Annotated in this window: 25 protein-coding genes and 1 pseudogene; 11 read left to right on the top strand and 15 right to left on the bottom strand. The window is 52.9% G+C overall.

Annotated elements, in window-relative coordinates:
• Positions 1–9 precede the first annotated feature (9 nt).
• From ppx to purM, 5 genes are all read right to left on the bottom strand, one after another.
• The gene (gene ppx / locus UC14_RS08190; protein ID WP_013576567.1) at positions 10–1,554 is read right to left on the bottom strand and encodes an exopolyphosphatase; all 1,545 of its coding nucleotides are present in this window, start codon (positions 1,552–1,554) and stop codon (positions 10–12) included.
• A gap of 22 nt (positions 1,555–1,576) precedes the next feature.
• On the bottom strand, positions 1,577–3,646 hold the full coding sequence (gene ppk1, locus UC14_RS08185) for a polyphosphate kinase 1 (protein ID WP_112197536.1): 2,070 nt from the start codon (positions 3,644–3,646) through the stop codon (positions 1,577–1,579).
• A gap of 309 nt (positions 3,647–3,955) precedes the next feature.
• Complete coding sequence (gene speG, locus UC14_RS08180; RefSeq protein ID WP_013576564.1) at positions 3,956–4,531, bottom strand: spermidine N1-acetyltransferase; 576 nt, start codon at positions 4,529–4,531, stop codon at positions 3,956–3,958.
• Between the two features lie 219 nt (positions 4,532–4,750).
• Positions 4,751–5,389 carry a phosphoribosylglycinamide formyltransferase gene (gene purN / locus UC14_RS08175; protein ID WP_112197535.1) on the bottom strand — a complete coding sequence of 213 codons (639 nt, stop codon included), beginning with the start codon at positions 5,387–5,389 and terminating at the stop codon, positions 4,751–4,753.
• Between the two features lie 36 nt (positions 5,390–5,425).
• Entirely contained in the window at positions 5,426–6,463 is a 1,038-nt protein-coding gene (gene purM, locus UC14_RS08170; protein ID WP_015690292.1) for a phosphoribosylformylglycinamidine cyclo-ligase, read from the bottom strand.
• A 232-nt stretch (positions 6,464–6,695) separates the two neighbouring features.
• On the opposite strand from purM, the gene upp reads away from it, so the two are divergent.
• The 3 genes from upp (at position 6,696) to hda (ending at position 9,578) form a co-directional block, all read left to right on the top strand.
• Positions 6,696–7,322: a uracil phosphoribosyltransferase gene (gene upp / locus UC14_RS08165; protein ID WP_013576561.1), complete on the top strand. Its 627-nt coding sequence runs from the start codon at positions 6,696–6,698 to the stop codon at positions 7,320–7,322.
• 79 nt (positions 7,323–7,401) lie between these two features.
• Complete coding sequence (uraA, locus tag UC14_RS08160) at positions 7,402–8,694, top strand: uracil permease (protein WP_013576560.1); 1,293 nt, start codon at positions 7,402–7,404, stop codon at positions 8,692–8,694.
• A 176-nt stretch (positions 8,695–8,870) separates the two neighbouring features.
• The gene (hda, locus tag UC14_RS08155; protein ID WP_013576559.1) at positions 8,871–9,578 is read left to right on the top strand and encodes a DnaA inactivator Hda; all 708 of its coding nucleotides are present in this window, start codon (positions 8,871–8,873) and stop codon (positions 9,576–9,578) included.
• Positions 9,579–9,631: 53 nt separating this feature from the next.
• Here hda and arsC read toward each other — a convergent pair whose 3' ends face one another.
• Both arsC and UC14_RS08145 read right to left on the bottom strand, forming a co-directional pair.
• Entirely contained in the window at positions 9,632–9,988 is a 357-nt protein-coding gene (gene arsC, locus UC14_RS08150; protein WP_112197534.1) for an arsenate reductase (glutaredoxin), read from the bottom strand.
• Between the two features lie 27 nt (positions 9,989–10,015).
• A pseudogene (locus UC14_RS08145) lies at positions 10,016–11,392 on the bottom strand (M48 family metalloprotease); the annotation flags it as partial.
• Between the two features lie 416 nt (positions 11,393–11,808).
• On the opposite strand from UC14_RS08145, the gene UC14_RS08140 reads away from it, so the two are divergent.
• Positions 11,809–12,873, top strand: a complete 1,065-nt coding sequence (locus UC14_RS08140; protein WP_013576556.1) for an AI-2E family transporter — start codon at positions 11,809–11,811, stop codon at positions 12,871–12,873.
• Positions 12,874–12,947: 74 nt separating this feature from the next.
• Here the strand turns inward: UC14_RS08140 and bcp are convergent, their stop codons facing one another.
• Positions 12,948–13,415, bottom strand: a complete 468-nt coding sequence (bcp, locus tag UC14_RS08135) for a thioredoxin-dependent thiol peroxidase (RefSeq protein WP_013576555.1) — start codon at positions 13,413–13,415, stop codon at positions 12,948–12,950.
• 25 nt (positions 13,416–13,440) lie between these two features.
• Positions 13,441–14,007 (bottom strand): glycine cleavage system transcriptional repressor, encoded by a 567-nt coding sequence (locus UC14_RS08130; RefSeq protein ID WP_013576554.1) that lies wholly within the window; start codon positions 14,005–14,007, stop codon positions 13,441–13,443.
• 145 nt (positions 14,008–14,152) lie between these two features.
• Between UC14_RS08130 and dapA the strand changes: the two genes are divergently transcribed.
• From dapA to ypfH, 7 genes are all read left to right on the top strand, one after another.
• A complete protein-coding gene (gene dapA, locus UC14_RS08125) occupies positions 14,153–15,034 on the top strand; it encodes a 4-hydroxy-tetrahydrodipicolinate synthase (RefSeq protein ID WP_013576553.1) in 882 nt (293 codons plus the stop codon).
• A gap of 16 nt (positions 15,035–15,050) precedes the next feature.
• Positions 15,051–16,130 carry an outer membrane protein assembly factor BamC gene (gene bamC / locus UC14_RS08120; protein ID WP_013576552.1) on the top strand — a complete coding sequence of 360 codons (1,080 nt, stop codon included), beginning with the start codon at positions 15,051–15,053 and terminating at the stop codon, positions 16,128–16,130.
• A 56-nt stretch (positions 16,131–16,186) separates the two neighbouring features.
• Positions 16,187–16,900: a phosphoribosylaminoimidazolesuccinocarboxamide synthase gene (gene purC, locus UC14_RS08115; RefSeq protein WP_013576551.1), complete on the top strand. Its 714-nt coding sequence runs from the start codon at positions 16,187–16,189 to the stop codon at positions 16,898–16,900.
• 219 nt (positions 16,901–17,119) lie between these two features.
• A complete protein-coding gene (locus UC14_RS08110) occupies positions 17,120–17,992 on the top strand; it encodes a neutral zinc metallopeptidase (protein ID WP_013576550.1) in 873 nt (290 codons plus the stop codon).
• A gap of 114 nt (positions 17,993–18,106) precedes the next feature.
• The gene (locus tag UC14_RS08105; RefSeq protein WP_013576549.1) at positions 18,107–18,559 is read left to right on the top strand and encodes a DUF441 domain-containing protein; all 453 of its coding nucleotides are present in this window, start codon (positions 18,107–18,109) and stop codon (positions 18,557–18,559) included.
• 1 nt (position 18,560) lies between these two features.
• Positions 18,561–20,537 (top strand): tRNA(Met) cytidine acetyltransferase TmcA, encoded by a 1,977-nt coding sequence (locus UC14_RS08100; RefSeq protein WP_112197533.1) that lies wholly within the window; start codon positions 18,561–18,563, stop codon positions 20,535–20,537.
• Between the two features lie 108 nt (positions 20,538–20,645).
• Positions 20,646–21,296, top strand: a complete 651-nt coding sequence (ypfH, locus tag UC14_RS08095) for an esterase (protein ID WP_013576547.1) — start codon at positions 20,646–20,648, stop codon at positions 21,294–21,296.
• Between the two features lie 79 nt (positions 21,297–21,375).
• Here the strand turns inward: ypfH and UC14_RS08090 are convergent, their stop codons facing one another.
• The 6 genes from UC14_RS08090 to UC14_RS08065 form a co-directional block, all read right to left on the bottom strand.
• Complete coding sequence (locus tag UC14_RS08090; RefSeq protein ID WP_112197532.1) at positions 21,376–22,476, bottom strand: phosphoserine transaminase; 1,101 nt, start codon at positions 22,474–22,476, stop codon at positions 21,376–21,378.
• A gap of 2 nt (positions 22,477–22,478) precedes the next feature.
• Entirely contained in the window at positions 22,479–23,759 is a 1,281-nt protein-coding gene (locus UC14_RS08085; RefSeq protein ID WP_232829654.1) for a RimK family alpha-L-glutamate ligase, read from the bottom strand.
• A 128-nt stretch (positions 23,760–23,887) separates the two neighbouring features.
• Entirely contained in the window at positions 23,888–24,073 is a 186-nt protein-coding gene (locus tag UC14_RS08080; protein WP_013576544.1) for a YpfN family protein, read from the bottom strand.
• Positions 24,074–24,083: 10 nt separating this feature from the next.
• On the bottom strand, positions 24,084–24,758 hold the full coding sequence (locus UC14_RS08075) for a M15 family metallopeptidase (RefSeq protein WP_037036933.1): 675 nt from the start codon (positions 24,756–24,758) through the stop codon (positions 24,084–24,086).
• The gene (gene dapE / locus UC14_RS08070) at positions 24,755–25,882 is read right to left on the bottom strand and encodes a succinyl-diaminopimelate desuccinylase (RefSeq protein ID WP_013576542.1); all 1,128 of its coding nucleotides are present in this window, start codon (positions 25,880–25,882) and stop codon (positions 24,755–24,757) included. Before dapE ends, UC14_RS08075 begins: the two co-directional genes overlap by 4 nt.
• 1 nt (position 25,883) lies before the next feature.
• Positions 25,884–26,267 (bottom strand): ArsC family reductase, encoded by a 384-nt coding sequence (locus tag UC14_RS08065; RefSeq protein WP_013576541.1) that lies wholly within the window; start codon positions 26,265–26,267, stop codon positions 25,884–25,886.
• Between the last annotated feature and the right edge of the window lie 205 nt (positions 26,268–26,472).

Below are 26,472 nucleotides of genomic sequence, written 5' to 3'. Positions count from 1 at the left end.
GCGAAACGGTTAGTTTTTCACAATACCGTCTTCTTCCTCAAGCATCAGTTTCCAGCCTGTCACGTCATCCCAGTAACTCTGTTCTCTTTCGAAATCCAGCTGAACCAGGTTGTTCTGAGCCAGATATCCGGCCGGGAAACGCAGCGTCCAGTGATTATCATCGGTAGATAACCGCAGGGATTCAGGCGTTGTCGTTGACTGACGCTGATTGTTGAGCAACGCCCCTAAACGCAGAAGCTGGATCAGCGGAATGTAGTGTTTCTTCTTGAACAGATTCAGGCGCGGCAGTTCTTCCAGCTTGATGGCTTTTCGGTGGAAACGGACCAGTGTGGCCAGCAGCGTTTGCTGTTCCTGATTGAAACCCGGCAAGTTGGTATTTTGCAGGATATACGAGGAATGGCGGTGCATGCCGGTGTGGTTAATGCTCAGACCGACTTCATGCAACATGGCGCTGAATTTCAACAGTGATTCCAGCTGCGGCTGCACCAGTTTGGTATTTTGCGCCAGCCACTGGGCATACAATTGCTCTGTGGTATCCAGCACACGGCGCGCCTGTTCACGGTCAATGTTGTAATGCTCAGCCAGACTTTTGGCAGTACGGGTACGGATATCCTGATGACGGAAACGGCCTTCCATTTCATACAGCACACCTTCACGCAGTGCGCCGTCAGAAAGACGCAGCTCTTTGATCGCCAGCGCATCGAACACACCGCGCAGAATGGCAAGCCCCGGCACGAACACCGATTGCCTGTCTTCCGATAAGCCTGGTAAATCCAGGGCACTGAAATGTTTAAAGTTCAGTACCGCTTCGGACAGCATTTCCAGCCGTTCAGGGGTAATTAAGCCGTCTTTTTCGCCCATCGCGACCAGCACTTCGTGTGCCGCTTTAATACTGCCGGAGGCACCCAAAGCATACTGCCAGCCCTGCAGGCGGTACTGCCATGCCAGAGTTTCCAGCTTTTGCGCAGCAGCGAGCTGGGCACGTTTGAAGTTACTGCGGCTGATTTCGCCATTGGGGAAAAACATCTGCGCAAAACTGACACAGCCCATACGGCGGCTTTCGGCCAGCAACGGCTCGAAGTCCTCTCCGATGACCAGTTCTGTTGAACCGCCACCGATATCGACCACCAGCTTGCGGCCTTTTTCAGGCTGCGTATGTTCAACACCCATAAAAATAAGTCGTGCTTCTTCCTGCCCGGAAATAATTTCAATCGGGTAGGGGATGACTTCTTTGGCACGCTTGAGAAATTCCTCGGCGTTCACTGCCTGACGCAGCGTATGTGTACCGACGATAGTGACGTTATTTTCCGGAAAACCCTGCAGGCGTTCGGCGAATAAAGCCAGGCAATCCAGCCCGCGTTGAATGGCTTCTTCACTGAGCACATTTTTACTGTCGAGACCATCGGCCAGATGGACGCGCTGTTTCAGGCGTCCCAGGACCTGCAGCGCGCCGTTAACGACGCGTGCAATGACCATATGGAAACTGTTCGACCCGAGATCAATCGCCGCAATTTCCTGTGGCTTGGCATTCAGTGGGCTGCTTTTAAGGGGCATAGTTGTGTAACGCTCCAGGGGTTCAGGCTTGCTGACTTTGTTGTTCCAGCTCTTTCAGATATTCATAAATCGCCAGTTGCGCACGGACTTTGCGGCGATTTCCGCGTGGAACATACCGGTTGCTCAGTTCTTTATCAATCACTCTGGCTTTTACTGTGTCACTAAACAGCAGCTCAAGGATATCCAGAACGCGCTGTTTCAAACGCGGATCGAGCAGGGCGACGGCCACTTCAATACGATAATCAATATTACGCGTCATCCAGTCGGCTGAAGACAGGAAGACTTTGGAATCGCCGCCATTTTCAAAGACATACACGCGATCGTGTTCCAGATAGCGGTCAATGATGCTGGTAACCTGAATGTTTTCGCTAAAGCCGGGTAAATTCGGCACCAGAGAACACATCCCGCGGATCAGCAGACGGATTTTCACCCCGACGTTAGACGCGACGTAGAGGCGGTCTATCAGCCCTTTATCCACCAGATTATTGATTTTTAGCGTAATTCCGCCTATTCCGCCCGCCTGAACGTTGGCAATTTCACGGTCGATCAAACGGTAAAGCATGTCGCGCGAGTTTTGCGGTGACACCATCAGATGCTCGAACGACACCGGGCGGTAAGGGTTTTCAATAAAGTTGAAGACGCGGCGGACCTCGTTGGTGATCCTCGCATCGGCGGTGAGCAGTGAATAGTCGGTATAAAGGCGCGCCGTTTTCTCGTTAAAGTTACCGGTCCCGATATGAGCATAGCGGACAATCTCGTCGCCTTCGCGTCGGGAAATAAGAAAGAGTTTTGCGTGTATTTTCAGGCCCGGCGCAGAGAAAATAACGTGCACACCGGCTTCAGTCAGACGTTTCGCCCAGTGAATATTGGCTTCTTCATCGAAGCGCGCCTGCAGTTCGACGACAACAGTGACTTTCTTACCGTTGTGCGCGGCGTGGATCATCGATTCGATAATGCGGGAATCTTTCGCCACGCGGTAAATATTGATTTTTATCGACAGCACGTTCGGATCGAACGATGCCTGACGCAACAGTTCCAGTACGTGCTCAAACGTGTGGTACGGATAATACAGCAGCACGTCTTGCTCGCGGATCGCCGCAAAGCCGTTGCGGAATTTATCGAACCACAAATGGCGCAGACGTGGCAGCGGACGGTTGACCAGATTGGCTTTGCCGACGTTCGGGAAGCCGATGAAATCTTTAAAATTGTGATAACGGCCACCGGCAATCACCGAATCATAATTGGAGATGCCAAGTTTACCGCGCAGCAGTTCGACCATTTCATCCGGCATATCACGCTGATAAACGAAACGTACCGGTTCGGCGGTCAGACGCTGTTTCAGGCTTGATGACATCAGCTCAAGCAGGCTCGATTCCATTTCCGTGACCAGATCATATTCGGCGTCACGGGTCATTTTCATGGAGTACGCGTTCAGTGCATCGTAATCGAAGAAGCCTTTGAAAATATCATCCAGACAATAACGCAGGATGTTATCCAGCAGGATCATAGGCTTACGACGGCGTGGTGCTTCCGGCGGCAGGTTAACGAAACGCGGCACTTTATCGGACGGGATTTCCAGCAGCGCGTAATGGATCTCTTCGCCACGGATAATTTCCACTGCCAGATAGGTGTAATCGTCTTTGAGGAATTGCACCAGATTGGTATCGTGGTTAATCAGAATCGGTGTGATGTACTGGCGCAGCTGATGTTTGAAGTACTGACGCAGCCAGGCTTGCTGGTTTTCAGAAACCTGGCGTTCGTTAATCAGGAAGATCTGATTACGCGCCATTTCCAGAAGCAAATCGTTGTAAAGACTGTCGAATTCCTGATCAATGCGCAGCACCTTCGCCTGAATTTTTTTCAGCAAATGACGGGACGCGCCCAGAAAACCTTGTTCTTCACTGATGAGGATCCGTCGTTTTAAATCGGCAAAACGGACTTTATAAAACTCATCCAGGTTATTGGAGTAGATCCCTAAAAAACGCATCCGTTCGATCAGGGGATTGCTTTTGTCAGCCGCTTCCTGCAACACGCGCTCATTGAAGGACAGCCAGCTTAGTTCTTTCTCAATATAAAGCTTTTCCTGACCCATTTTCACTCCGTTCATTTAGCTTGCAACCTGGCCCATACAGGCAAATTTGCCTGAAAACACCGCAATGTAGCTCAACATATTCTTCGTGTTGCCCGCCTTTTAAGCGGCCAGCGCAGCAGGAAGTCATCTGTGAGAGGGGCCTAGTGTCTACTATCAATATTGCGAAAGATTGACAGGAAAGTCCAACATAACAAGGGATGATTTCAGGAGAGTCTTTAACGGGGAGTCAAAAGAGAGAAAAGTGTTACCGATGAAGGACATTTGCATCCTTCACCGGTCATTATTTTACCGATTTATGTCGCGGTGGAATTAAACCGCGCTGGCGCCAATCAGGGATTCCGGTTTGACCTGAACAGGCTTGGTTTTGTATTTCGCCAGAAACTGCGGCTGGAAAATACACATGCGGATGGCGCTGCGATATTCGCCGTTCACAAAGAATTCCTGTTTCAGTTCACCTTCAAGCTCGAAGCCTAATTTGCTGTAAATGTGGATCGCCTTTTTATTTTCTTTATCCACGATTAAATACAGTTTGTAGAGGTTCAGAACGGAGAAGGCATAATCCATCGCCAGACGGACAGCGTCACCGGCAAAGCCTTTGCCCTGATGCTGCGGGTCGATGATGATCTGAAATTCCGCGCGGCGGTGAATATGATTAATTTCCACCAGCTCGACCAGGCCGACCGGTCCGCTTTCGTATTCAATAATAAAGCGGCGTTCGCTTTGGTCATGGATATGCTTGTGATACAAGTCGGTCAGTTCGACGAAAGCCTCGTAAGGTTCTTCAAACCAGTAACGCATGATGCTGGCGTTATTATCAAGACGATGAACAAACGACAGATCGTCCTTTTCCAGTGGACGTAATCTGACGCTGTTATGGCTAAACATGGGGTGTTCCTCAACTATAAAAGCCGTTTTATGAGGGTAACCTTCGTAAATATGAAATCGGAAACAACCGTGTTTCCGATGAAGGTCGCGCACAAACGACGTTTAAACGTGCGCCGGGATGTGCATTATATCGGACGAAATGTAAACAAATGTCAAATGACGGAAAATAAAAAACCGGCGCATGGCCGGTTTATAGTGAAATCATGATGCAGTGGTAGATTAATCTTCTGCATATCCGCGTTCAGAAAGCGGATTGTTATCCAGCAGCGCCTGACCCTTTTGCAGCGACAAACGTCCGTCAACGAACCAGCTGACGACCAGCGGATAAATGCTGTGTTCCTGCGTTTGTATGCGGGCAATCAGCTCTTCTTCTGTATCGTCAGCAAACACCGGGACTTTGGCCTGTAAAATCACCGGACCGCTATCGAGTTCTTCAGTCACAAAATGCACGGACGTACCGTGTTCCGCATCCTGATTTTCAATGGCCTGACGGTGGGTGTGCAGACCCGGATATTTTGGCAGCAGGGAAGGGTGGATGTTGATCATGCGTCCGGCAAAGCGCTGGACGAATTCAGCGGTCAGAATACGCATATAACCGGCAAGTACCACCAGATCAGGCTGGAAAGTGTCAATGGCATCCGCCAGTGCAACGTCAAATTCCGCCCGGTCCCGGTAAGCCTTAACATCCAGTGCATGCGCGGGAATACCGGCTAAACGGGCTCTTTCAAGCCCGTATGCAGCTGCTTTATTGCTGAAGACCGCACTGAGTGTTGCGTTAATTCGTCCCTGCTGGCAGGCATCAATCAGGGCCTGTAAATTGCTCCCCTCGCCCGATACCAGCACCACAATCCTTTTCATTTTGCTACCCGTCTTCAGTCAGTTGATTTACTGGTTTTATTCAATAACCACGCGTTCAGCGGAGTCAGAGGCTTTAATGTAGCCAATTTTCCACGCTTTTTCGCCATTATCGTTCAGTAATGCAATCGCCTGATCGGCCAGTTCTGCCGGAAGTGCCACCAGCATGCCCACACCACAGTTAAAGGTGCGGTACATTTCGTGACGGCTGACATTACCGGCGGTTTGCAGCCAGGTGAAGACATCCGGCCACTGCCAGCTTGATTCGTCGATAATCACCTGCGTGTTGTCCGGCAATACACGTGGGATATTTTCCCAGAAGCCGCCACCGGTCAGATGGACGATGCCGTGAACATCCACGTTTTCGATCAGGTTCAGAATCGATTTCACGTAAATTTTGGTTGGTGCGAGCAGGTGATCGGCCAGCGGTTTGCCTGCCAGATCGGTGGTTTCCGGGTCAGTCTTACTGACTTCCAGAATTTTGCGCACCAGAGAATAACCGTTGGAATGCGGGCCACTGGCGGCCAGGCCGATCAGCACATCCCCGTCAGCCACTTTGCTGCCGTCGATGATTTCTGATTTTTCCACCACACCCACGCAGAAGCCTGCCACGTCGTAATCTTCGCCGTGATACATGCCCGGCATTTCAGCGGTTTCACCGCCGACTAACGCACAGCCAGACTGTTTACAGCCTTCTGCGATACCGGTGATCACGCTGGCGGCAGTATCGACGTCCAGTTTGCCGGTGGCGTAATAGTCGAGGAAGAACAGCGGTTCAGCGCCCTGAACGATTAAATCGTTGACGCACATCGCGACCAGATCGATACCGATAGTATCATGGCGTTTCAAATCCATCGCCAGACGCAGCTTGGTGCCAACGCCGTCGGTACCCGAAACCAGTACGGGTTCACGATATTTTTGCGGCAGCGCGCAGAGGGCACCAAAACCGCCCAGTCCACCCATCACTTCAGGGCGGCGAGTCTGTTTTACTACACCTTTAATGCGGTCTACCAATGCGTTACCGGCATCGATATCTACGCCTGCGTCTTTATAGCTGAGAGAGGTTTTGTCGGTCACTGCGAAGTCCCCACGGCGGTTTGGGTTGGTGGTTGAAGAATAAAGCGGGGCAATTCTAACAGTGGAAGCAAACGTTTGCGAGCGCCTTATTCGATGATGAGTTTTAGGCTGTCTATACTCTAACCGGGTTACTGATGATCCAGATCAGGCTATTTGGTATGGCGTTCAAAAAAAATGGCGTTATAATCTCGCGATTTTTTTTTGCAGCTCAACCACCTTAGGAGAATAAATAATGAAGATCGTCGAGGTGAAACACCCGCTGGTGAAACACAAGCTGGGCCTGATGCGTGAAAACGACATCAGCACGAAACGTTTTCGCGAACTGGCTTCTGAGGTGGGAAGTCTGCTGACGTATGAAGCGACTGCTGATTTAGAAACTGAAAAAGTGACGATCGAAGGCTGGAATGGCCCGGTTGAAATCGATCAGATTAAAGGCAAGAAAATTACCGTAGTGCCTATCCTGCGTGCCGGTCTGGGCATGATGGAAGGCGTACTGGAACACGTTCCGAGTGCGCGTATCAGTGTGGTCGGCGTGTACCGTGATGAAGAAACCCTCAAGCCTGTGCCGTATTTTCAGAAACTGGTTTCTAACATTGAAGAACGTCTGGCACTGGTGGTTGATCCGATGCTGGCGACGGGGGGGTCTATGATTGCCACCATCGACCTGCTGAAAAAAGCCGGCTGCCAGAGCATTAAAGTGCTGGTGCTGGTTGCCGCGCCGGAAGGGATCGCTGCTCTCGAAGCCGCACACCCGGACGTTGAGTTGTACACCGCCTCGGTGGATCAGGGACTCAACGATAAAGGCTACATCATCCCGGGGCTCGGCGATGCGGGCGACAAGATATTTGGTACGAAATAAATAAGCGTTTAGCCGACTAATCAGTCGGCTTTTTTTTGCTCGTCATATACAACATCACACCATTGAGAGGATCACATTCATGACCCGTCGTGTCATCGGGGTAAGCGAACGTCCGCCATTGCTGCAGACGATTCCCCTGAGTTTCCAGCATCTGTTTGCCATGTTTGGTGCCACCGTTCTGGTGCCCATTCTGTTTAAGATCAACCCGGCAACGGTGCTGCTGTTCAATGGCATAGGGACTTTGCTGTATTTATTTGTCTGTAAAGGGAAAATACCGGCTTACCTTGGCTCGAGCTTCGCGTTTATTTCCCCGGTGCTGTTGCTGTTACCGATGGGGTATGAGGTGGCGCTCGGTGGTTTTATTGCCTGCGGGCTGTTGTTCTGCCTGGTGGCGCTGATTGTTAAGAAAGCCGGGATTGGCTGGATTAACGTGATATTCCCGCCTGCGGCGATGGGCGCAATCGTTGCCGTCATCGGACTGGAACTCGCGGGCGTGGCGGCGAATATGGCGGGTCTGTTACCTGCCGAGGGCGCGGCGGTGGATTCCACCACCATTACCATTTCGCTGGTGACACTGTCTGTGACCATTCTGGGGTCCGTGCTGTTCCGTGGTTTCCTGGCGATTATCCCGATCCTGATCGGCGTGCTGGTGGGTTATGCACTGTCGTTCTTTATGGGGGTGGTGGATGTCTCAACGATCGAGAATGCGCACTGGTTCGCGCTGCCAACCTTCTATACGCCACGTTTTGAATGGGTCGCCATCCTTACGATCCTGCCTGCGGCGCTGGTGGTTATTGCCGAACACGTCGGGCATCTGGTTGTGACGGCAAACATTGTGAAGAAAGATTTACTGCGTGATCCGGGCCTGCACCGTTCGATGCTGGCAAACGGTTTGTCGACCGTATTGTCCGGTTTCTTCGGCTCAACGCCAAATACCACGTACGGTGAAAACATCGGCGTCATGGCCATCACCAAGGTATACAGCACCTGGGTTATTGGCGGCGCGGCCATTCTGGCTATTCTGCTTTCCTGTATCGGCAAACTGGCGGCAGCCATCCAGGCTGTGCCGGTACCGGTGATGGGCGGCGTTTCATTGCTGCTTTATGGTGTGATTGGTGCATCCGGTATCCGCGTGCTGATTGAATCGAAAGTGGATTACAATAAAGCACAAAACCTGATCCTGACCGCAGTGATCCTGATCATCGGTGTCAGCGGCGCGAAAATCCACATTGGTGCAGCGGAGCTGAAAGGCATGGCGCTGGCAACGATCGTGGGCATTTTCCTGAGTCTGCTGTTCAAAGTTATCGAGATTTTCCGTGGCGAAGAACAGATCATTGATGTTGAAGATGAGCGGGAAAATCCGCCGGTCTGATCTGCACGTTTTTAAGTGAATCCCTGACCGGCGGGTGTATTGCCAGCCGGTCAGGTGCTCGGATCGCAAGCGGTTGCACCGGGCACAGTTCATTTCACAACGGATCCTTGCTAGAATTCGGCAGTTCCTTTTATTGACGTGACAACATCTGCGGTCATTATACCGCTTTGGTTGAGGTGCTTCTGAATACGCCGGCACAGCTTTCTTTGCCACTTTATCTTCCCGATGATGAAACCTTTGCCAGTTTTTATCCGGGGGAAAACCCCTCTCTGCTTTCTGCCATTCAGAGCGCATTGCATCAGGAACACGGCACTTATATTTATTTCTGGTCACGCGAGGGCGGCGGCCGCAGCCACTTGCTGCATGCAGCCTGCGCCGAATTATCACAGCGCGGTGAAGCCGTCGGTTATGTGCCATTAGACAAACGCGCGTATTTCGTGCCTGAAGTGCTGGACGGTATGGAGCACCTGGCGCTGGTGTGCATCGATAATATCGAAGGCATTGCCGGTGATGATGAATGGGAAGCGGCTGTTTTCCATCTCTATAACCGCATTCTTGAAACCGGCCGTACGCGCCTGTTTATTACCGGCGATCGACCTCCGCGTCAGCTCAATCTCAGCCTGCCGGATCTGGCTTCCCGTCTCGACTGGGGGCAAATCTACAAACTTCAGCCGCTTTCCGATGAAGAAAAACTTCAGGCATTGCAGCTACGCGCTAAACTGCGCGGGTTTGAACTGCCGGAAGACGTGGGCCGTTTCCTGCTCAAACGTCTGGATCGGGAAATGCGTACGTTGTTTATGACCCTGGATCAGCTCGATCGCGCTTCGATTACGGCGCAGCGGAAACTGACGATCCCGTTCGTGAAAGAAATTCTCGGGTTGTGACAGGAAGGGATGTCCGGGTTCGTTAGCACTGAACCCGAACTGAAAGCGCGGGGTTATAAAATCTCTTTGACCTGTTCCGGCGGACGCCCTAAACGCGCTTTGCCGTTGGCCACCACAATCGGACGTTCAATCAGCCGCGGATGATCGGCCATCACCTGTAACAGCGCGTCCTCGCTCAGACTGGTATCCTTCAGATTCATGTCTTTATAAATCTGCTCACCCTTACGCATCAGTTCACGTGCTGAGCTGAAACCCAGCAGGCCGATCAATTCTTTCAGCTTATCCACTGACGGCTGCGTTTCCAGATACAAAATCACTTGCGGTTCAATGCCTTCTGCTTCCAGCAACTTCAGGGTTTCACGGCTCTTCGAACATGCCGGGTTATGATAGATTGCGACGTCGTGTTGCATAAAATTCCCTCCATTTTGGCACTGAAATCAGCCTTTCTGATACTGACGGAATCGCTGCTGCAACTGACGAAGCTGGTCGATTCGTGCGTCATAACGGGCCTGTTCCAGACTGCCTAATTTTTGTAATGCGCTGGCATTGCTCAGCATTTCAATCGCCTGATCCAGACGTCCGACTAATGCCACGCTTTCCGCACGGGCAGCCAGTTCCTGCGCACGTAAACCCTGGGCGGCAGCGGCCTGAGACAACAAATCCCAACCATTCGGATCACCCGGATAATTGAAAGTATAGCGGTTGAGGATTTTCATGGCATTGGCCGGTTTCGCGCCTTCGAGATAAGCATTGGCCAGATTGAGTTGCAGCACGGCGTTGGCACTGCTGGCCGCACCGGCCTGCTCCAGACGCGCTATCGCCTGCGGCGCACGTTTGCTGTCGATATCATTATCGGTGGCTAAATCGAGTAACCATTCGTTGCCCGGATTCTGAGCCAGCAGCGGTTCAAGGATCGTCCGCGCCTGATCGTATTTTTTGGCTTTATAAAATTGCAGTGCATGGCCGTATTTTGCCGCCAGTTGCTCGCGGATATTGCCATTGCTCAGTTTCAGCAGATAGTCGTCACTCAGCGGGAAGCTCTCTGAACCGTACATCCCCAATATGCGTACTTTCGCCAGGGTATAATCTTGTGAAGATTGCACAATCGGGTGCGGCATCTGGTTGGCGCGGTTACGGATATCGGCCAGACGGCTGTCGGGCAACGGGTGCGTCAGCAACATTTCCGGCGGACGGGTCGAGTAGCTCGCCTGATCTGCCAGTTTTTGCAGGAAGGCGGGCATCGCCTGCGGATCAAACCCCGAACGCTGTAAGACCTGAATGCCGATACGGTCGGCTTCCTGCTCATTGCCCTGCGTGAAGCTGATCATGCCTTGTTGCGTACCCGCCAGCGTGCCGGTCAGTGCCGCCATGCCCATTTGCGGGCTGGCCATCGCCAGTAGAATTGACCCCAGCGCCCCCACCCAGGTGAGCGGCGCGTTACGTTGCTGGTCTTCCATCGCACGCGCCAGATGGCGCTGGGTCACGTGGGAAATTTCGTGCGCCATGACGGACGCCAGCTGGCTTTCGTTATCGGTATAACGGAACAGTGATGAGTGAAGTACCACATTGCCGCCAAAGAAGGCGAAGGCATTCAGCTCATCATTATTGACGATGAAAAAATGGAACGGCGTGCGGACGGAATAGGCATGCGCCACCAGCCGTTGCCCCAGTTCGTTGATGTATTGATTGAGCAGTGGATCGTTAATCAGCGGCGTGCTGGCGCGCATCTGACGGACATAAAAATCGCCCATCTGTAATTCCTGATTAATACTGAGCGTGCCGCCCGCAGTGGTGCCGATGTCCGGTAATTGGTCGCTCACCGGCGGGGCTAACGGCGAGTTAGGGCTTTTTACGGGGCTCACGGGGGTTGACCAGAATGAACTGTCATCCGCACCGGCGGGCGGTATGGAACCCGCCAGCAGGCTGCCCAGACACAGGGCAATCACCCTTTTTTTCAACCGCATGACCATAAACATTTGCTTCCCAATAAGTTAACCGCGATACCGATGAGCTTTGCGAGCCTTTCTTCTGCGGACAGTCAGTCAGACCATTATTTTCTTGCGCTTTTCTCTGCGCTGGTCTCTATAGTAGCTATCCGCGTGAGAGTTTAAAACACTCCGAAGCTACAGTCGTGTGACAACGAATTTTTTAAATAGTTACTTGTGTCTGAGCGCGCAGGGAACGAACAGCGCGTAGATGCCAGACCCGAAATTACAGGAGCGTTTTATTAATGTTGGATATGTTATTACAGTGGTATCGCCGTCGCTTTACCGACCCGCAGGCTATCGCGCTGCTGGCGATTCTGGTCGCAGGATTCTGCATCCTCTATTTTCTCAATGGTATCCTTGCGCCGCTTCTGGTGGCGATCGTACTCGCCTATTTGCTGGAATGGCCGACGGTGCGTCTGCAACATGTCGGGCTTTCGCGCACGCTGTCGGTCAGCGTGGTGCTGATTATTTTTGCCGGTATTTTGCTGCTCGGTATGTTTGTCATTGCCCCGGTGACCTGGCAGCAGGGTGTGAACCTGATGACCGATTTACCGAGCATGCTGAACCGCTTTTATGATTTCGCCGCAACATTGCCGAAGCGTTATCCGGCGCTGGTGGATGCGGGCATCATCGATATGATGGCGGAAAACATGCGCAGCAAATTATCCGGGCTGGGTGAGTCAGTAGTGAAATATTCACTGGCCTCGCTGGTCGGTTTACTGACGCTGGCAATTTACCTGATTCTGGTGCCGATGATGGTGTTCTTTCTGCTCAAAGATAAAGAGCAGATGCTGAGTGCCGTGCGTCGCGTTCTGCCCCGCGATCGCGGGCTGGCCGGACAGGTTTGGGTGGAGATGAATCAGCAGGTCACCAACTATATTCGCGGCAAAGTGCTCGAAATGATTATCGTCGGAGTGGCCACGTATCTGGTGTTCTGGGTGATGGATTTGCATTATTCGCTGCTGCTGGCGGTGCTGGTCGGCGTATCCGTTCTGATCCCGTATATCGGCGCGATGCTGGTGACCATTCCGGTGGTGATTGTCGCGATGTTCCAGTGGGGGCTGGGCGCGGATTTCTGGACGCTTTTCGTCGCCTATCTGGTGGTGCAGGGGCTGGACGGTAATGTGATCGTGCCGCTGTTGTTCTCCGAGGCCGTGAACCTGCATCCGCTGGTGATTATTCTTTCTGTCGTGGTGTTTGGCGGTCTGTGGGGATTCTGGGGGGTGTTCTTTGCCATACCGCTGGCGACGCTGGTCAAAGCCGTGGTTCACGTCTGGCCGGATGAATCACTCAACGAAACGGTCTGATTTTTTCTGCTTACCGCACCCAATAAAAAAAGCGCGTCTGCGCTTTTTTTGTCTCCACAATCTGACCGTGTCGGCTATTTACCGTTGAGGTAGGCCATGACGATGTCATGGTGATTGGTGGTTTTGAAATCGTCGAACACTTTCTCGACTTTGCCATTGCCGTCGAGCAGGAAGCTGATGCGATGGATGCCGTCGTAGGTTTTCCCCATAAAGGATTTTTCACCCCAGACGCCAAACTGCTCACAGACCTGATGATCTTCATCGGACAACAAGGTGAAGTTCAGCAACTCTTTCTCAGCAAAACGCGACAGTTTTTCCGGTTTATCGGTGCTGATCCCCAGCACTTCCACTCCGGCATTTTTTAACTGATCCATGTTATCGCGCAGTCCGCAGGCTTGTACGGTACAGCCCGGCGTCATGGCTTTAGGATAGAAATAGACCAGGACTTTCTGTCCCTGGAAGTCGGCCAGATTAATTTGTTCACCGTCTTGGTCGGGCAAACTAAATTGCGGCGCAGGGTCACCGGCTTTCAGTGGGCTCATTGTCTTTCTCCATATCTCTTAGCGATTACTGCAGTTTATCTTCATTCTCAGAATAACTAACCACGTTAATACTGCCTTGCGCTTTCAGTTCTGTACATAGCTGATGAAACGCCTGCTCAATAATTGCCGCATCGGTATTGGCTGCGCTGTGTGCCGTTATTTGAATCGATAACTGCGCCGGCGTGGCGGCATCTGCCGGGCGCGTTTTTGAGGCAAGTTCGGCGATATTCATCTGATGCGTATCGAATAAATCGGTAAAACGTTCGATCAGATGCGGAGAGTCTTTCACCTCCACTTTCACCCAGACCGTAGCAGGCATTGGCTGGCGTTCATGTGCACTGGTTCGCTTCATCACGATCAATAATTCCAGCTCTGCGCCTTTTTGCGGCAGGGTGGATTCGATCAGTGTAATCGCGTTCCAGCTTCCGGAAAGCAGCATGATAAACGTAAACTCATCACCGAGCATCGCCAGACGGCTGTCTTCAATATTACAGCCGCAGCTGCTGACCTGACGGGTAATGGTGTTGACGATACCCGGACGATCAGCGCCTAAGGCGGTGATCACGAGATAATGTTGTTGTGGCTGCGGCAAAATAGGTCTTCCTGTCGTGCTTGGGAGTATTCCCAAGGTAAACATAAAAAAAACCGCCGGACAAGCGGTTACCGCTCGTTGATTGCTTGCTTTTGCAGTGGTGTCAAAAGTACCATGAGTGACCTGTTTGTGGAGGGGAAGGTCAATGTTTACGGGAAGTATTGTTGCACTGGTTACGCCGATGGACACCAAAGGTGCTGTCGATCGCGCGAGTCTGAAAAAACTGATTGATTATCATGTGTCCAGTGGTACTGCGGCGATCGTTTCCGTTGGCACGACCGGCGAGTCGGCCACGTTGAGCCATGAAGAGCACGGTGACGTGGTCTTACAGACGCTGGAACTGGCTGATGGACGCATCCCTGTTATCGCAGGCACTGGCGCAAACGCGACTGCTGAAGCGATTTCTCTTACGCAACGTTTTGAAAAAAGTGGCGTTGTTGGTTGCCTGACAGTCACCCCTTATTACAACCGTCCGACGCAGGAAGGTCTGTATCAGCACTTCAAAGCCATCGCTGAAAATACCTCTTTGCCGCAAATTCTCTACAACGTGCCTTCACGTACCGGCTGCGATATGTTGCCGCAGACTATCGCGCGTTTAGCAAAATTGAAGAATATTGTTGCTGTTAAAGAAGCAACAGGGAACTTAAGTCGGGTTAGTCAGATCCAAGTGCTGGTTGATGATGAAGATTTCATTTTGCTGAGCGGCGATGACGCCAGCGGTCTGGACTTTATGCAACTCGGTGGTAAGGGCGTTATTTCCGTCACGGCTAACGTAGCTGCCCGTGAAATGGCCCAACTTTGTGAGCTGGCAGCGCTTGGCAACTTTGCCGAAGCGCGTCGCCTGAATCAGCGCCTGATGCCTTTGCATCAGAATTTGTTTGTAGAAGCAAACCCAATCCCGGTGAAATGGGCCTGTAAGGCACTGGGGTTGATGGCAACCGATACGATGCGTCTGCCTATGACGCCGTTAACAGATGCTGCCCGTCCGGTCGTGGAAGAAGCATTAAAAAGCGCCGGTTTGCTGTAACTCTTAGGAAGATTTGATGGCCTCTTTATTTGACAAGAACAGTTTCCAGATGACCCGATTGCAGAAAACGGCCGTAGCAAAAGTGGTCGGGGTTTCCCTGATCATGCTGCTGGCCGCCTGTTCAAGCGATCAACGTTACAAACGCCAGGTAAGTGGCGATGAAGCCTACCTGGATGCGTCAGGTCTGCATGAGCTGAAAGCGCCGGTCGGGATGATTCTTCCCGTGCAGAACGGAACGTATGAAGTTCAGGCAGGATCAATGCAGGGCGCCGTGGGCAAACAGCTCGACATCCGTCCACCATCCCAGCCACTGGCGCTGCTGAGCGGTTCCCAGACGCAATTCTCTGGCAACAGCAGCACCGTGTTGCTGGAAAATACCGCGCAGAACCGTGATCTGTGGAATAACGTCGTGAAAGCGGTTGAGCAAAATAATTTCAAAATTGCCAACCGTGATGATGCTAACCAGACACTGACCACCGATTTCGTTGACTGGAATCGTGCGGATGAAGACTTCCAGTATCAGGGGCGTTATCAGATCAGCGTGAAACAGCAGAGTTACCAGTTAGCACTGACGGTGAAAACGCTTGAGCTGAAACAACAGGATAAACCTGTGACCTCTTCTGCTGAAATCCAGCGTTACAACAGCCAGATGATGAACGCCATCACGGCGAACCTGGATAAAGTGCAGCAGGATACTCAGGCACGCCTCGACAACCGTCGTGTTGGTGAGATTGATGTTCAGAGCGGTGCAGATGATACCGGCCTGCCGGTGCTGATTGTTCGTGAGAGCTACGGTGTTGTGTGGGATCGCCTGCCAAATGCCCTGACAAAAGTCGGCATGAAAGTGACCGACAGCAGCCGTCCGCAAGGCACATTGTCTGTGACCTACAAACCGCTGAATGACGATGCGTGGCAGACACTGGGTGCGAAAGATCCGGGGCTGACTTCCGGTGATTACAAACTTCAGGTTGGCGACCTCGACAACCGTAGTAGTTTGCAGTTCCTTGATCCAAAAGGACATGCTCTCAGCCAGTCGCAGAACGATGCGATGGTGGCGGTCATGCAGGCCGCGTTTAGCCAGAGTAACGCAAAATAATACCAAGGGGCTCCGGCCCCTTTTTACATCTGTTTTTTCCACTGGAGTAAGTAAAGATGCAAAAGTTAGCTGAGTTGTATCGCGGCAAGGCGAAAACCGTCTACACCACCGAAAACCCGGACCTTCTGGTACTGGAGTTCCGTAACGATACGTCAGCACTGGATGGTCAGCGTATTGAGCAGTTCGACCGTAAAGGCATGGTTAACAATAAATTTAACCATTTCATCATGGCTAAGCTGGAAGAAGCCGGTATTCCTACTCAAATGGAACGCCTGCTGTCTGACACCGAAGTGCTGGTGAAAAAACTGGATATGGTCCCGGTTGAATGCGTGATCCGTAACCGTGCTGCTGGTTCGCTGGTAAAACGTCTGGGCATTGAAGAAGGTCTGGAACTGAACCCACCGTTGTTCGATTTGTTCCTCAAAAATGACGCCATGCACGACCCGATGATCAACGAATCGTATTGCAAGACGTTTGGCTGGGTGAACGAAGAAAACCTCGCGCGCATGAAAGAGCTGAGCTACAAAGCCAACGACGTGCTGAGCAAACTGTTTGATGATGCCGGTCTGATCCTGGTCGACTTCAAACTGGAATTCGGTCTGTTCAACGGGGAAGTGGTGCTCGGTGATGAGTTCTCTCCTGACGGCAGCCGCCTGTGGGATAAAGAAACCCTGAACAAAATGGACAAAGACCGTTACCGCCAGAGCCTGGGTGGCCTGATCGAAGCTTACGAAGAAGTCGCTCACCGTATCGGTGTGAAACTGGACTAAGCTGCACGTTATTTTTTTAGCCAGACTACGCAATCGTTTACGCGGTATGCACTAAACGGGTGATGGCCTCCGTCACCCGTTCTCTTTCCTGCATTTAATTTTCTTGTTTTAACACTGATTCCTTTCATTTAATTCCTCCGCCACTAAACTTACGTCCTTTCGCAGATGGTATTAACTGCGTGTGCTGGCTAGTCTTAAAAAAACAGGTTGGAGGTATCTATGCGTTGGCAAGGGCGTCGCGAAAGCGACAATGTAGAAGACAGACGCGGACAGGGATCTAACGGCGGCGGTTTAGGCGGCGGAGGAATGCGCCTGCCGATCCGTGGCAAAAGCGGTATCGTGATCATCATCGTGGTGCTGGTGGCCGGGTATTACGGTATCGACCTCACTCCGCTGATTGACGGCGGTCAGTCCGGCGGCATGCAGCAAACACAGTCACAATCCATCAGCCCGAAAGATGACGAGCAGGCAAAATTCACCTCGGTGATCCTCGCTTCGACGGAAGACACCTGGAAAGAGATTTTCCAGCGGCAGGGCATGACTTATCGTGAACCCAAACTGGTGATGTATCGCGGCGCGACCCGCACCGGTTGTGGCACCGGCCAGTCAGTGATGGGGCCGTTCTATTGTCCGGCGGACAGCACGGTGTATATCGATCTGTCGTTCTATCAGGAATTGCAGAACAAACTCGGCGCGGGCGGTGATTTTGCGCAGGGCTATGTGGTGGCGCACGAAGTCGGCCACCATGTGCAGAATTTGCTGGGCACCGAACGCAAGGTTCGCGAGATGCAGCAGGGCGCGTCGCAGACTGTGGTAAATCAGTTGTCGGTGAAAATGGAATTACAGGCTGACTGTTACGCCGGTGTCTGGGGGCACGCGATGCAGCAGCAAAATGTTCTCGAAGAGGGCGATCTGAAAGAAGCGCTGGATGCCGCGCAGGCCATCGGCGATGACCGGTTGCAACAGCAAAGTCAGGGGCGCGTGGTGCCGGACAGCTTCACTCACGGTACTTCCCAGCAGCGTTATACCTGGTTCAAACGCGGCTTCGATACCGGTAATCCGGATCAGTGTAATACCTTTGCCAGCCGCTGATTAAGTGGCAGGAAGCGCTGGTCTGCTGCTAAAAACTGTTCAATAATCAATGACCGATCCAGAGAGGCTCCCCGGGCCTCTCTTTCATTTTCATGTTGAACCGCTGGGAATGCCATGGCTTTTCTCGATCCAACCCTATTGATCTTACTTGTTTTCGCTGGTCTGGGCATTATCAGCCACAACAGCGCCGTCACCATCGCAATGTTCTTCCTCCTCACGGTGCGTATTACGCCACTGAACAGTTTTTTTCCGTGGATAGAAAAATACGGCCTGACTATCGGCATTATTATTCTGACCATTGGCGTGATGGCGCCGATTGCCAGCGGAAAAATCAGCGCCAGCACCATGGTGCATTCTTTCCTCCACTGGAAATCTATTGTCGCCATTCTGGTGGGTGTGCTGGTGTCGTGGCTTGGCGGACGTGGCCTGACGCTGATGGGTACGCAGCCGCATCTGGTGGCTGGCCTGTTAGTCGGCACCGTGCTGGGCGTGGCGTTGTTTAAAGGCGTACCGGTCGGGCCGCTGATTGCTGCCGGTCTGTTATCGATGATTGTCGGGAAAACCTGACATGTCTGCGACGTTGCTACAGCAGCAGATGCAGCGGCTGGGTGTCCGGCGTTTGCTGGTGTTCAGTGGCGGGACGCAGTGGTGTGAACAACAGGCTGTTCTGTTCGCTGCCCAAAGTGCCGGTGACTGGCTGTGGCTGAGTGATTCACCGCCTGATGGCGTCACATCCTGCCCGCCTTCAGTTGCGCAGACGTTGCTCGGACAGGACATTTTTCACGGTGTGTTTGATGCGCGTTATGGCCTCAATGCCGAGGCGCTGGCGGTATTTTCCGGCACATTGAAAGCCGGAAGCTGGCTGATTCTGCTAATACCGGAATGGAACGCCTGGTCTGACACGCCGGACGCGGACAGCCTGCGCTGGAGCGAACAACCGCAGGCGATCCCGACGCCGCGTTTCATCCGCCGTTTCCGATCTTTGCTCGAACAAGATCGCAACATTACGGTTTGCCGGCAGGATCAGCCTTTTGATATCCCCCCGCTGCCAGCAGCACCCGACTGGCTGCCACCCGACGGTCAGCCCACCGCTGAACAATCGCAGATTTTACAACAACTGATGCAGGCTCAGTCCGGCGTATGGGTGCTGACGGCTGCCCGTGGCCGTGGCAAATCGACGCTGGCGGGAATGCTTGCCAGACAGTGGCCGGGCACCTGTTGGGTAACCGCACCGGCGAAAGCCTCAGCCAGCCAGATTCTCAATCATCAAACAGAGTCTGCCCGCTTTATCGCGCCGGATGCGTTGCTTTCATTATGCCGCGAAGGCGCGGTAACGGACATTGACTGGCTGATTATCGACGAAGCGGCGGCAATTCCGACGCCGATGCTTTCGGAAATTATCGCGGCTTTTCCGCGTGTGTTACTGACCACTACGGTTCAGGGATATGAAGGCACCGGACGCGGGTTCTTACTTAAATTCTGTGCATCCCTGCCGCGGTGGCATGACCTGCGTCTGAATTCCCCGGTCCGCTGGTCATCATCCGACACGCTTGAGCCGTTTATCAGTCAGTTATTGTTGTTTGACGAGCATTTGCCTGTAGCAGAACAGACGGGCGGCACATCAGAAATTTTCTCCATTGATGCCGACGACTGGCTGAGTGAACCGGCGCTGTTAGAGGAATTCTACGGCCTGCTGACCAGCGCGCACTACCGCACGTCGCCGCTGGATCTGCGGCGTTTGCTGGATGCGCCGGGCATGACATTCAGTGCGTCACGACAGAAAAACACCCTGACCGGCGCATTATGGCTGGTGGATGAAGGCGGGCTGAGTGCTGAACTGGCGCAGGAAGTCTGGGCGGGCAGGCGACGTCCGCGCGGTAATCTGGTGGCGCAGTCTCTCGCCGCGCACGCGGGTTTCCCCGAGGCTGCCGTTATGCGTTCACGGCGTGTCAGCCGGATTGCGGTACATCCCGCGTTTCGCCGTCGGGGTATTGCCCGTGATTTGTTAGCAGCGCAAAAACAGCAGGCGGGGCTGGATTTCCTGTCGGTGAGTTTTGGCTACACGTCAGATCTGGCGTCATTATGGCAACAGGCCGGATTCCGGCTGGTGCGCGTCAGTATGCAGAAAGAAGCCAGTAGCGGCTGTTATGCCGCGATGGCGATATTACCGCTGAGCGCGGCGGGGCAGGCACTGGCGGACAGAGCCGTGCATCAGCTTGACCGTGACTGGCGCTGGCTGGCGCCTCAGATGGATTTAACCCTGCCGCTCGATACCACTGCGGATACGCAACCCGATGATGCCGACTGGCGCGAACTGAACGGATTTGCGTTCGCCCATCGTCCGCTGGAAAGCAGTTTACCGGCGCTCAGTCGCGTGCTGTTGCACAGCACTTTGCCACTGACGGCGTTGCGTGCGCATCTGCAACAGGGGCAAAGTGTCGCGCAAGTCGTCATGTCGCTGAAGCTTTCCGGCCGTAAAGCGCTGGTTTCGCGCTGGCGTGAGGAGACACGACAGGCGCTGAAAGCCGCGGGAATGGCTGAATAAATCAGCGGTTTCATTGCAAAAAATGGAAAGACTCGTTCAATAAAACCCGATTTCACTGACCGGCGGGCGGCGTATAGTGAACTCATTAAATGACAACGGGAGAGAGCAATGAGCTCAGAACAAATTATCGTCCAGCAGCCGGAAGAAATCGCTAACCAGCTGATTTTATTATTTCATGGCGTGGGTGATAACCCGATTTCTATGGGCGAAATCGGTAAGTTTTTCGCTGTTTCATTCCCGCAGGCGCAGGTGATAAGCGTCGGCAGCCCGGATATTTGTGATTTTGGCCGGGGCTTCCAGTGGTTTTCCGTGCAGGGCGTGACCGAACAAAACCGTCAGCCGCGAGTGGATGCCGCAATGCCAGCTTTTGTGCAGATTGTCCGTGACTGGCAGCAAAAAACCGGCGTTACGCCGGAACACACCACATTAGTCGGCTTTTCGCAGGGCACCATCATGACGCTGGAATCGACGAAAGTGGAAGAGCATCTGGCGTCGCGCATTATCGCGTTCAGCGGGCGTTTTTCAACGCTTCCGGAAAAACCGATTGCCGCCGGTACGGTGGTGCATTTCATTCATGGCGAACAGGATCCGGTGATTAATCCGTTCCAGTCGAAAAGTGCGGCAGAACGTCTGAAATCATTGGGCTGTGAATGTACGCTCAATCTTCAGCCAGGTATGGGACACGGGCTGGATTCGCACATGATTAATACGGCGATAGCGCATTTGCAAAATTACGAACCGAAGTCGCATCAGCACTGATTTTATTGCCACTTTTATTGAAAAACGCCCCCGGCTGCATCACAACCGGGGGCGTTTTTTTAATGTCTGACTGAGGCGATTATTTGCGGTTTTTACGCATAAAATCATCCATGAAGTTCGTCAGCTTTTCTGCCGCTGGCAGTGACAGGGCGTTGTAGATAGAGGCACGGATGCCGCCAATCGCACGGTGCCCTGCCAGACCTGAGAAGCCAGCTTCCTGGCTTTCGGCCAGGAATTTCTTCTCCAGATCCGCATCCGGCAACTTAAACGCAACGTTCATGTGTGAACGGTCGGCTTTGCTGCTCCAGCCATTGTAGAAACCGTCGCTGTTGTCGAGCATTGCATACAACAGTTCTGCTTTATGGCGGTTGGTTTGTTCCATATTTTCCAGACCGCCGACGTCGTTAAGCAGCCAGCGGGTGACCAGCAGCACCACATAAATCGCAAATACCGGCGGCGTATTGAGGTTGGAATGAGATTCCACCTGGCGGCGGTAATTCAGGAATGATGGCAATTCGTCAGATGACGCTTTCACCACGGTATCGTGCACCAGCACGATAGTGACGCCCGCCGGGCCGATGTTTTTCTGCGCATGAGCGTAGATGACCGAAAACTTATTGGCATCGCACGGTTTGGACAGGAAATCGGAAGACATATCGCAGACGCGCGGTACGTCGTCGCGGCCTAAAACGCGCTGAAACTGTAACCCTTCCACTGTTTCGTTCGAGACATAATGCAGATAGGGCGCATCAGGCGAGAATGCCAGTTCTTCGTCAGAGGGCAGACGGTTGAATCCGCACGATTCGCCGCTCCACAGCACTTTTACCGGCCCTTCGCGACGCGCTTCGGTCACGACTTTACTGCTCCAGTAACCGGTATCCAGATATTCTGCCGCCTGCTTCTGACCGCGCAACAGCGTCATCGGCACCATCGAAAACTGCTGCGTTGCGCCACCCTGCAGGAACAGGATATGGAAATCTTTCGACAAGCCGAGCAGGGTGCGGATGTTGTTTTCGGTTTCCTGCACAATGGCGGCAAACCAGTCTGAACGGTGGCTGATACCGAGGATCGACAGGCCGACTTCCGGCACTTCTTTTATCGCGGCTTCAACCTGAGTGAGAACGGTTTCCGGCAATGCGCCAGGGCCACCGGAGAAGTTCAGGGCGTTACGTGAAATCATGTTTATTCTTGTCCTTTAAACGCATCAGCAGAGGTGTCGGTGTGCGCAAAGGCACGGGATAACAGCAACTCGCGGCATGCTGTTTTAACTTTATTCATGTGGATTTTTTTGTGCGGGAACATCACTTCCAGATCCATTGCGTGCACCACCATCGCCGGATCAATTTCAAACACCAGCAATTCGCCGTCCGGTGTTTCGCTGCAATCGATGCCGAGATAGTCGAGCTGCGTGGTGTCATAAATCGCTTTCAGCGCCTGCTGGTGGCGGGTGGCAAATTCGTAGAAGTTGTTCAGGAATGCGGCTTCTTCTTCACGCTTTTGGATATCTTCGTACATAAAAGCGTTAACGTAATGCACCATCCAGTGGGATGAAATCGCCATATGACAGGCATACGGCACGCCGTCGATCAACGAAATGCGGTACTTACGGAACTGACCGTCTTCATTGCTGTAATCAATAAACTGCGACAGGAAATAATCTTCAACCTGCACGCGGGTCAGATAATCAGCCAGTTCTTCCTGACCGGTGATTTTTTCCAGACCGTGACCACCGTGCGAACCCGCAGGGCGCAGGATCACCGGATAACTGCTGTCAGGCAGCGCAGCGTGCAGCGTGGTTTCTCCGGCAGCGACGGCAGATAACGCCGCAAACGTCATCGCATGCGCCTGGGCAATGGCTAAACCCGGTTGGTTTTGCAACAGGCGGCTGGCGGTTTGGCGTTCAGAACTCGGGATATGCTGTGGCGCATTGATCACCGGCACCGGCCAATGTTCCGTGACATCTTCCAGTTGCTGCAACAGGAACAGATTTTCGGTAGTGGCGCTGATGCCGACCATCAGTAAATCATGTTCAGGGATCGGGGCTTCAAAAGGGGCTTCGGGCGTGATGTAGTAATAAATCAGCTCGATGTCGCTGTTTTCCAGCAGGCAATCCAGCGGCACATTCGCGGAAAGCGTACCGGGCACCATGAGTATCAGTAAGCGTAACTTCGCCGGTTGTAGCGCGGGGCAAAGGGTATAGACCTGCTGCATCGCCAGTGCCTGATTCTGAATCGTCAAACCCAGTTCAGTGCGTTGCAGGCACAGCATGACAGTGGAAAGGTTCATCCACAATACGGCGTCATCCGGGGTCTGTTGCGCACGGGTGATCAGTATCTGCGCGATGTCAGACCATTCCTCGCCCGCGATGCTCATACGTAGAAACGGAGCCAGACCCAGAAATTTCGACGCGTCAAAGCGTTCAGGCACTGCCTGATCCGCCCGGGTAATAGGTAATGTTTGCAAAGACTTGTTCTCTCCGTGCATCAGTTTCATGTTGAATGATAACGGCAGGAGGTAAAGTCAATCGGCGGAGAATCGCTAGATTATCCGCGACTAATATTGATTAAAAGTGAGATGCTACCGGGGTGGGATTACTTTTTCTTTGGCCAGTCGTCATCTTTATCCCACTCGGCATTGTTGTCGCGATGCGGCGGGATCTCAGGTTTATCTTTCAGGAACTTTTTCACATCAACGCGGTTCAGCTCTTTGATGCCGCTGATAAACATGCCGACCAGAATGATCAGAACGATCCACCAGTAATCTTTAATCCACTCCATGGTGTACTCCTTAAAAGGGTGAGAGGGCGATAAATCGCGGGAAAAGAGTGTCCATTTGCCCGGCTAACCAGTCTGCAGCAGCGACGTCTTTTCCGGTCCAGGAACTGATCAACACCTGCGGCGTAAGCTGTTTTTCACATTCTGCCGCCAGCGGGCGGTAACTCAGATGCCAGGGTTCGACAGCCACACCGCCTCGATCTTCCGCATACGGCCGGTAAAAACCATATTCTGTCATATGCGCTGACATCCATTGGTTCAGCGGATAAAAATACCCGCCTTCTTCATATTCCCACGGCTCCAGTTGCAGCGTCTTACCCGCCGGTAACAATGAAGGATCGTACACATCCAGGTCACTGCCCCAGTGGTGACGGCTTGCACCCGGCAGCGCAGACCAGCGCAAAATCAGCTCGCAACGTTCTGCTGTCGTCAGCGCGCTGACATCCACCGGCTGACTGTTCTTATCTAATACTGGTCGCTCGCCGCGAAATTTGCCATTCCAGATAGCCAGTTGCCGATCGAAATCACGAAAGGTGCTGGCCGGTTGCAAGTCAAAACCTGCTTCACGGGCTGCCAGACGCATTTTTTCGAATGCCTGCGCCGCTTCCTTCTGCAAACGATGCGGCCCGTCGCCGATAATCACCAGATGTGCAGCGGAGCGCCCGGTCAGCATCTCGTGAGTGATCATGCGACTAATTGTTCCATGATGCGCTGATACATGCGGCTGAGCACTTGTAGATCAGCGGCATGGACGCATTCATTGATTTTGTGGATAGTCGCGTTGACCGGCCCGAGTTCAACCACCTGCGCCCCCATCAGCGCGATAAAACGCCCGTCAGAGGTACCACCGGTAGTTTGCAGTTCCGGCGTGATTTCACTGTAATGGCGCACCGCATTGACTACGGCATCCACCAGCTCACCGCGTGATGTCAGGAATGGCTGGCCGGAAACCACCCAGTTCAGGGTGTATTGCAGGTTATGGCGATCCAGTAATTCGGCGACGCGCTGTTTGATGATGGCATCAGTCAGCTCGGTGCTGAAACGGAAGTTGAACTGCACATAAAGTTCGCCCGGAATGACGTTGTTGCTGCCGGTGCCCGCGTTGATATTGGCAATTTGCATGCTGGTTGGCGGGAAGAATTCGTTTCCGTTATCCCACACGGTGGCGACCAGCTCATTCAGCGCGGGCATGGCGCGGTGTACCGGATTATCCGCCAGATGCGGATACGCCACATGCCCCTGAACGCCATGCACATGCAGGTTGGCGGTCATGGAACCGCGACGGCCATTTTTCACAATATCGCCGACGCGCGTGGTGCTGGAAGGCTCGCCGACCAGACAGTAATCAAGGCGCTCATTGCGTGCCATCAGCGCGTTGACCACTTTGACGGTGCCGTTGACGGCGCTGGCTTCTTCATCAGAAGTGATGAGAAAAGCCAGACGACCCTGATGATGGGGATTGGCGGCGACAAACCGCTCTGCTGCCACTACCATCGCCGCCAGTGAGCCTTTCATGTCTGCCGCGCCGCGACCATACAGCATGCCGTCGCGCAGCGTTGGCTCAAACGGGCCGGTAACCCACAGCTTATGATCGCCGGTAGGGACCACATCGGTATGCCCGGCAAAGGCCAGGGTTTTGCCTTCACCACGTGTCGCCCAGAAATTCAGGGTATCGCCAAAATGCATCGGCTCAATGTGAAAACCAATGGCCTCAAGGCGGGCAATCATAATCTCCTGGCAACCCGCATCGTCCGGGCTGAGGGAAGGGCGGCGGATTAACTGTTGCGCTAAATCGAGAACCGGACAACTCATGTTACTTCACCTGTGCAAGGAATTGCTGATAGCTTTCTGGTTTGAATCCCAGCAGAGACTGGCCGTCTGGCGCCAGTAAAAACGGACGTTTGATGACAGCCGGATGTTCGAGCATCAGCGCTTTGGCGCTGGCTTCGTTATCACAGGCTGCGCGTGTGGCCTCATCGAGCTTGCGCCAGGTGGTGCCACGGGTATTGAGCATCGCTTCCCAGCCTTGTTTATCTAACAAATTCTGCAGCAACGCGGCATCCAGCCCTTCGACCCGATAATCATGAAACTGGCATTCAACACCGTTTTCTTCCAGCCAGCGGCGGGCTTTCTTAACGGTGTCGCAATTTTTTATGCCGTAGAGAATAAATGAGTTTTGAGCTGAAGTTGTTGCCATAGAAAAACGTAACCTGTCAGTAAAATAAGCGCTTTTTAGCTGCGCTGATAAGTGGCGTCAGAGAAGGACACATAATGAGGCAAAACGCCGGCAGGATCCAGACGGGGCGGGATTGTGATCGCGCTTAAAAATTAGTCACGGAGTTTTTGCATGGTCAAAAAATAAACGTATACTGCCAGCGTCCAATCAAGGGGAGTAAAATGTT

The sequence above is a fragment of the Rahnella sp. NRRL B-41462 genome, assembly GCF_003263525.1.
GTDB lineage: Bacteria > Pseudomonadota > Gammaproteobacteria > Enterobacterales > Enterobacteriaceae > Rahnella > Rahnella aceris.
The sequence above is the reverse complement of the archived record's forward strand: the minus strand, read 5'-3'. Positions and strand labels throughout refer to the sequence as shown.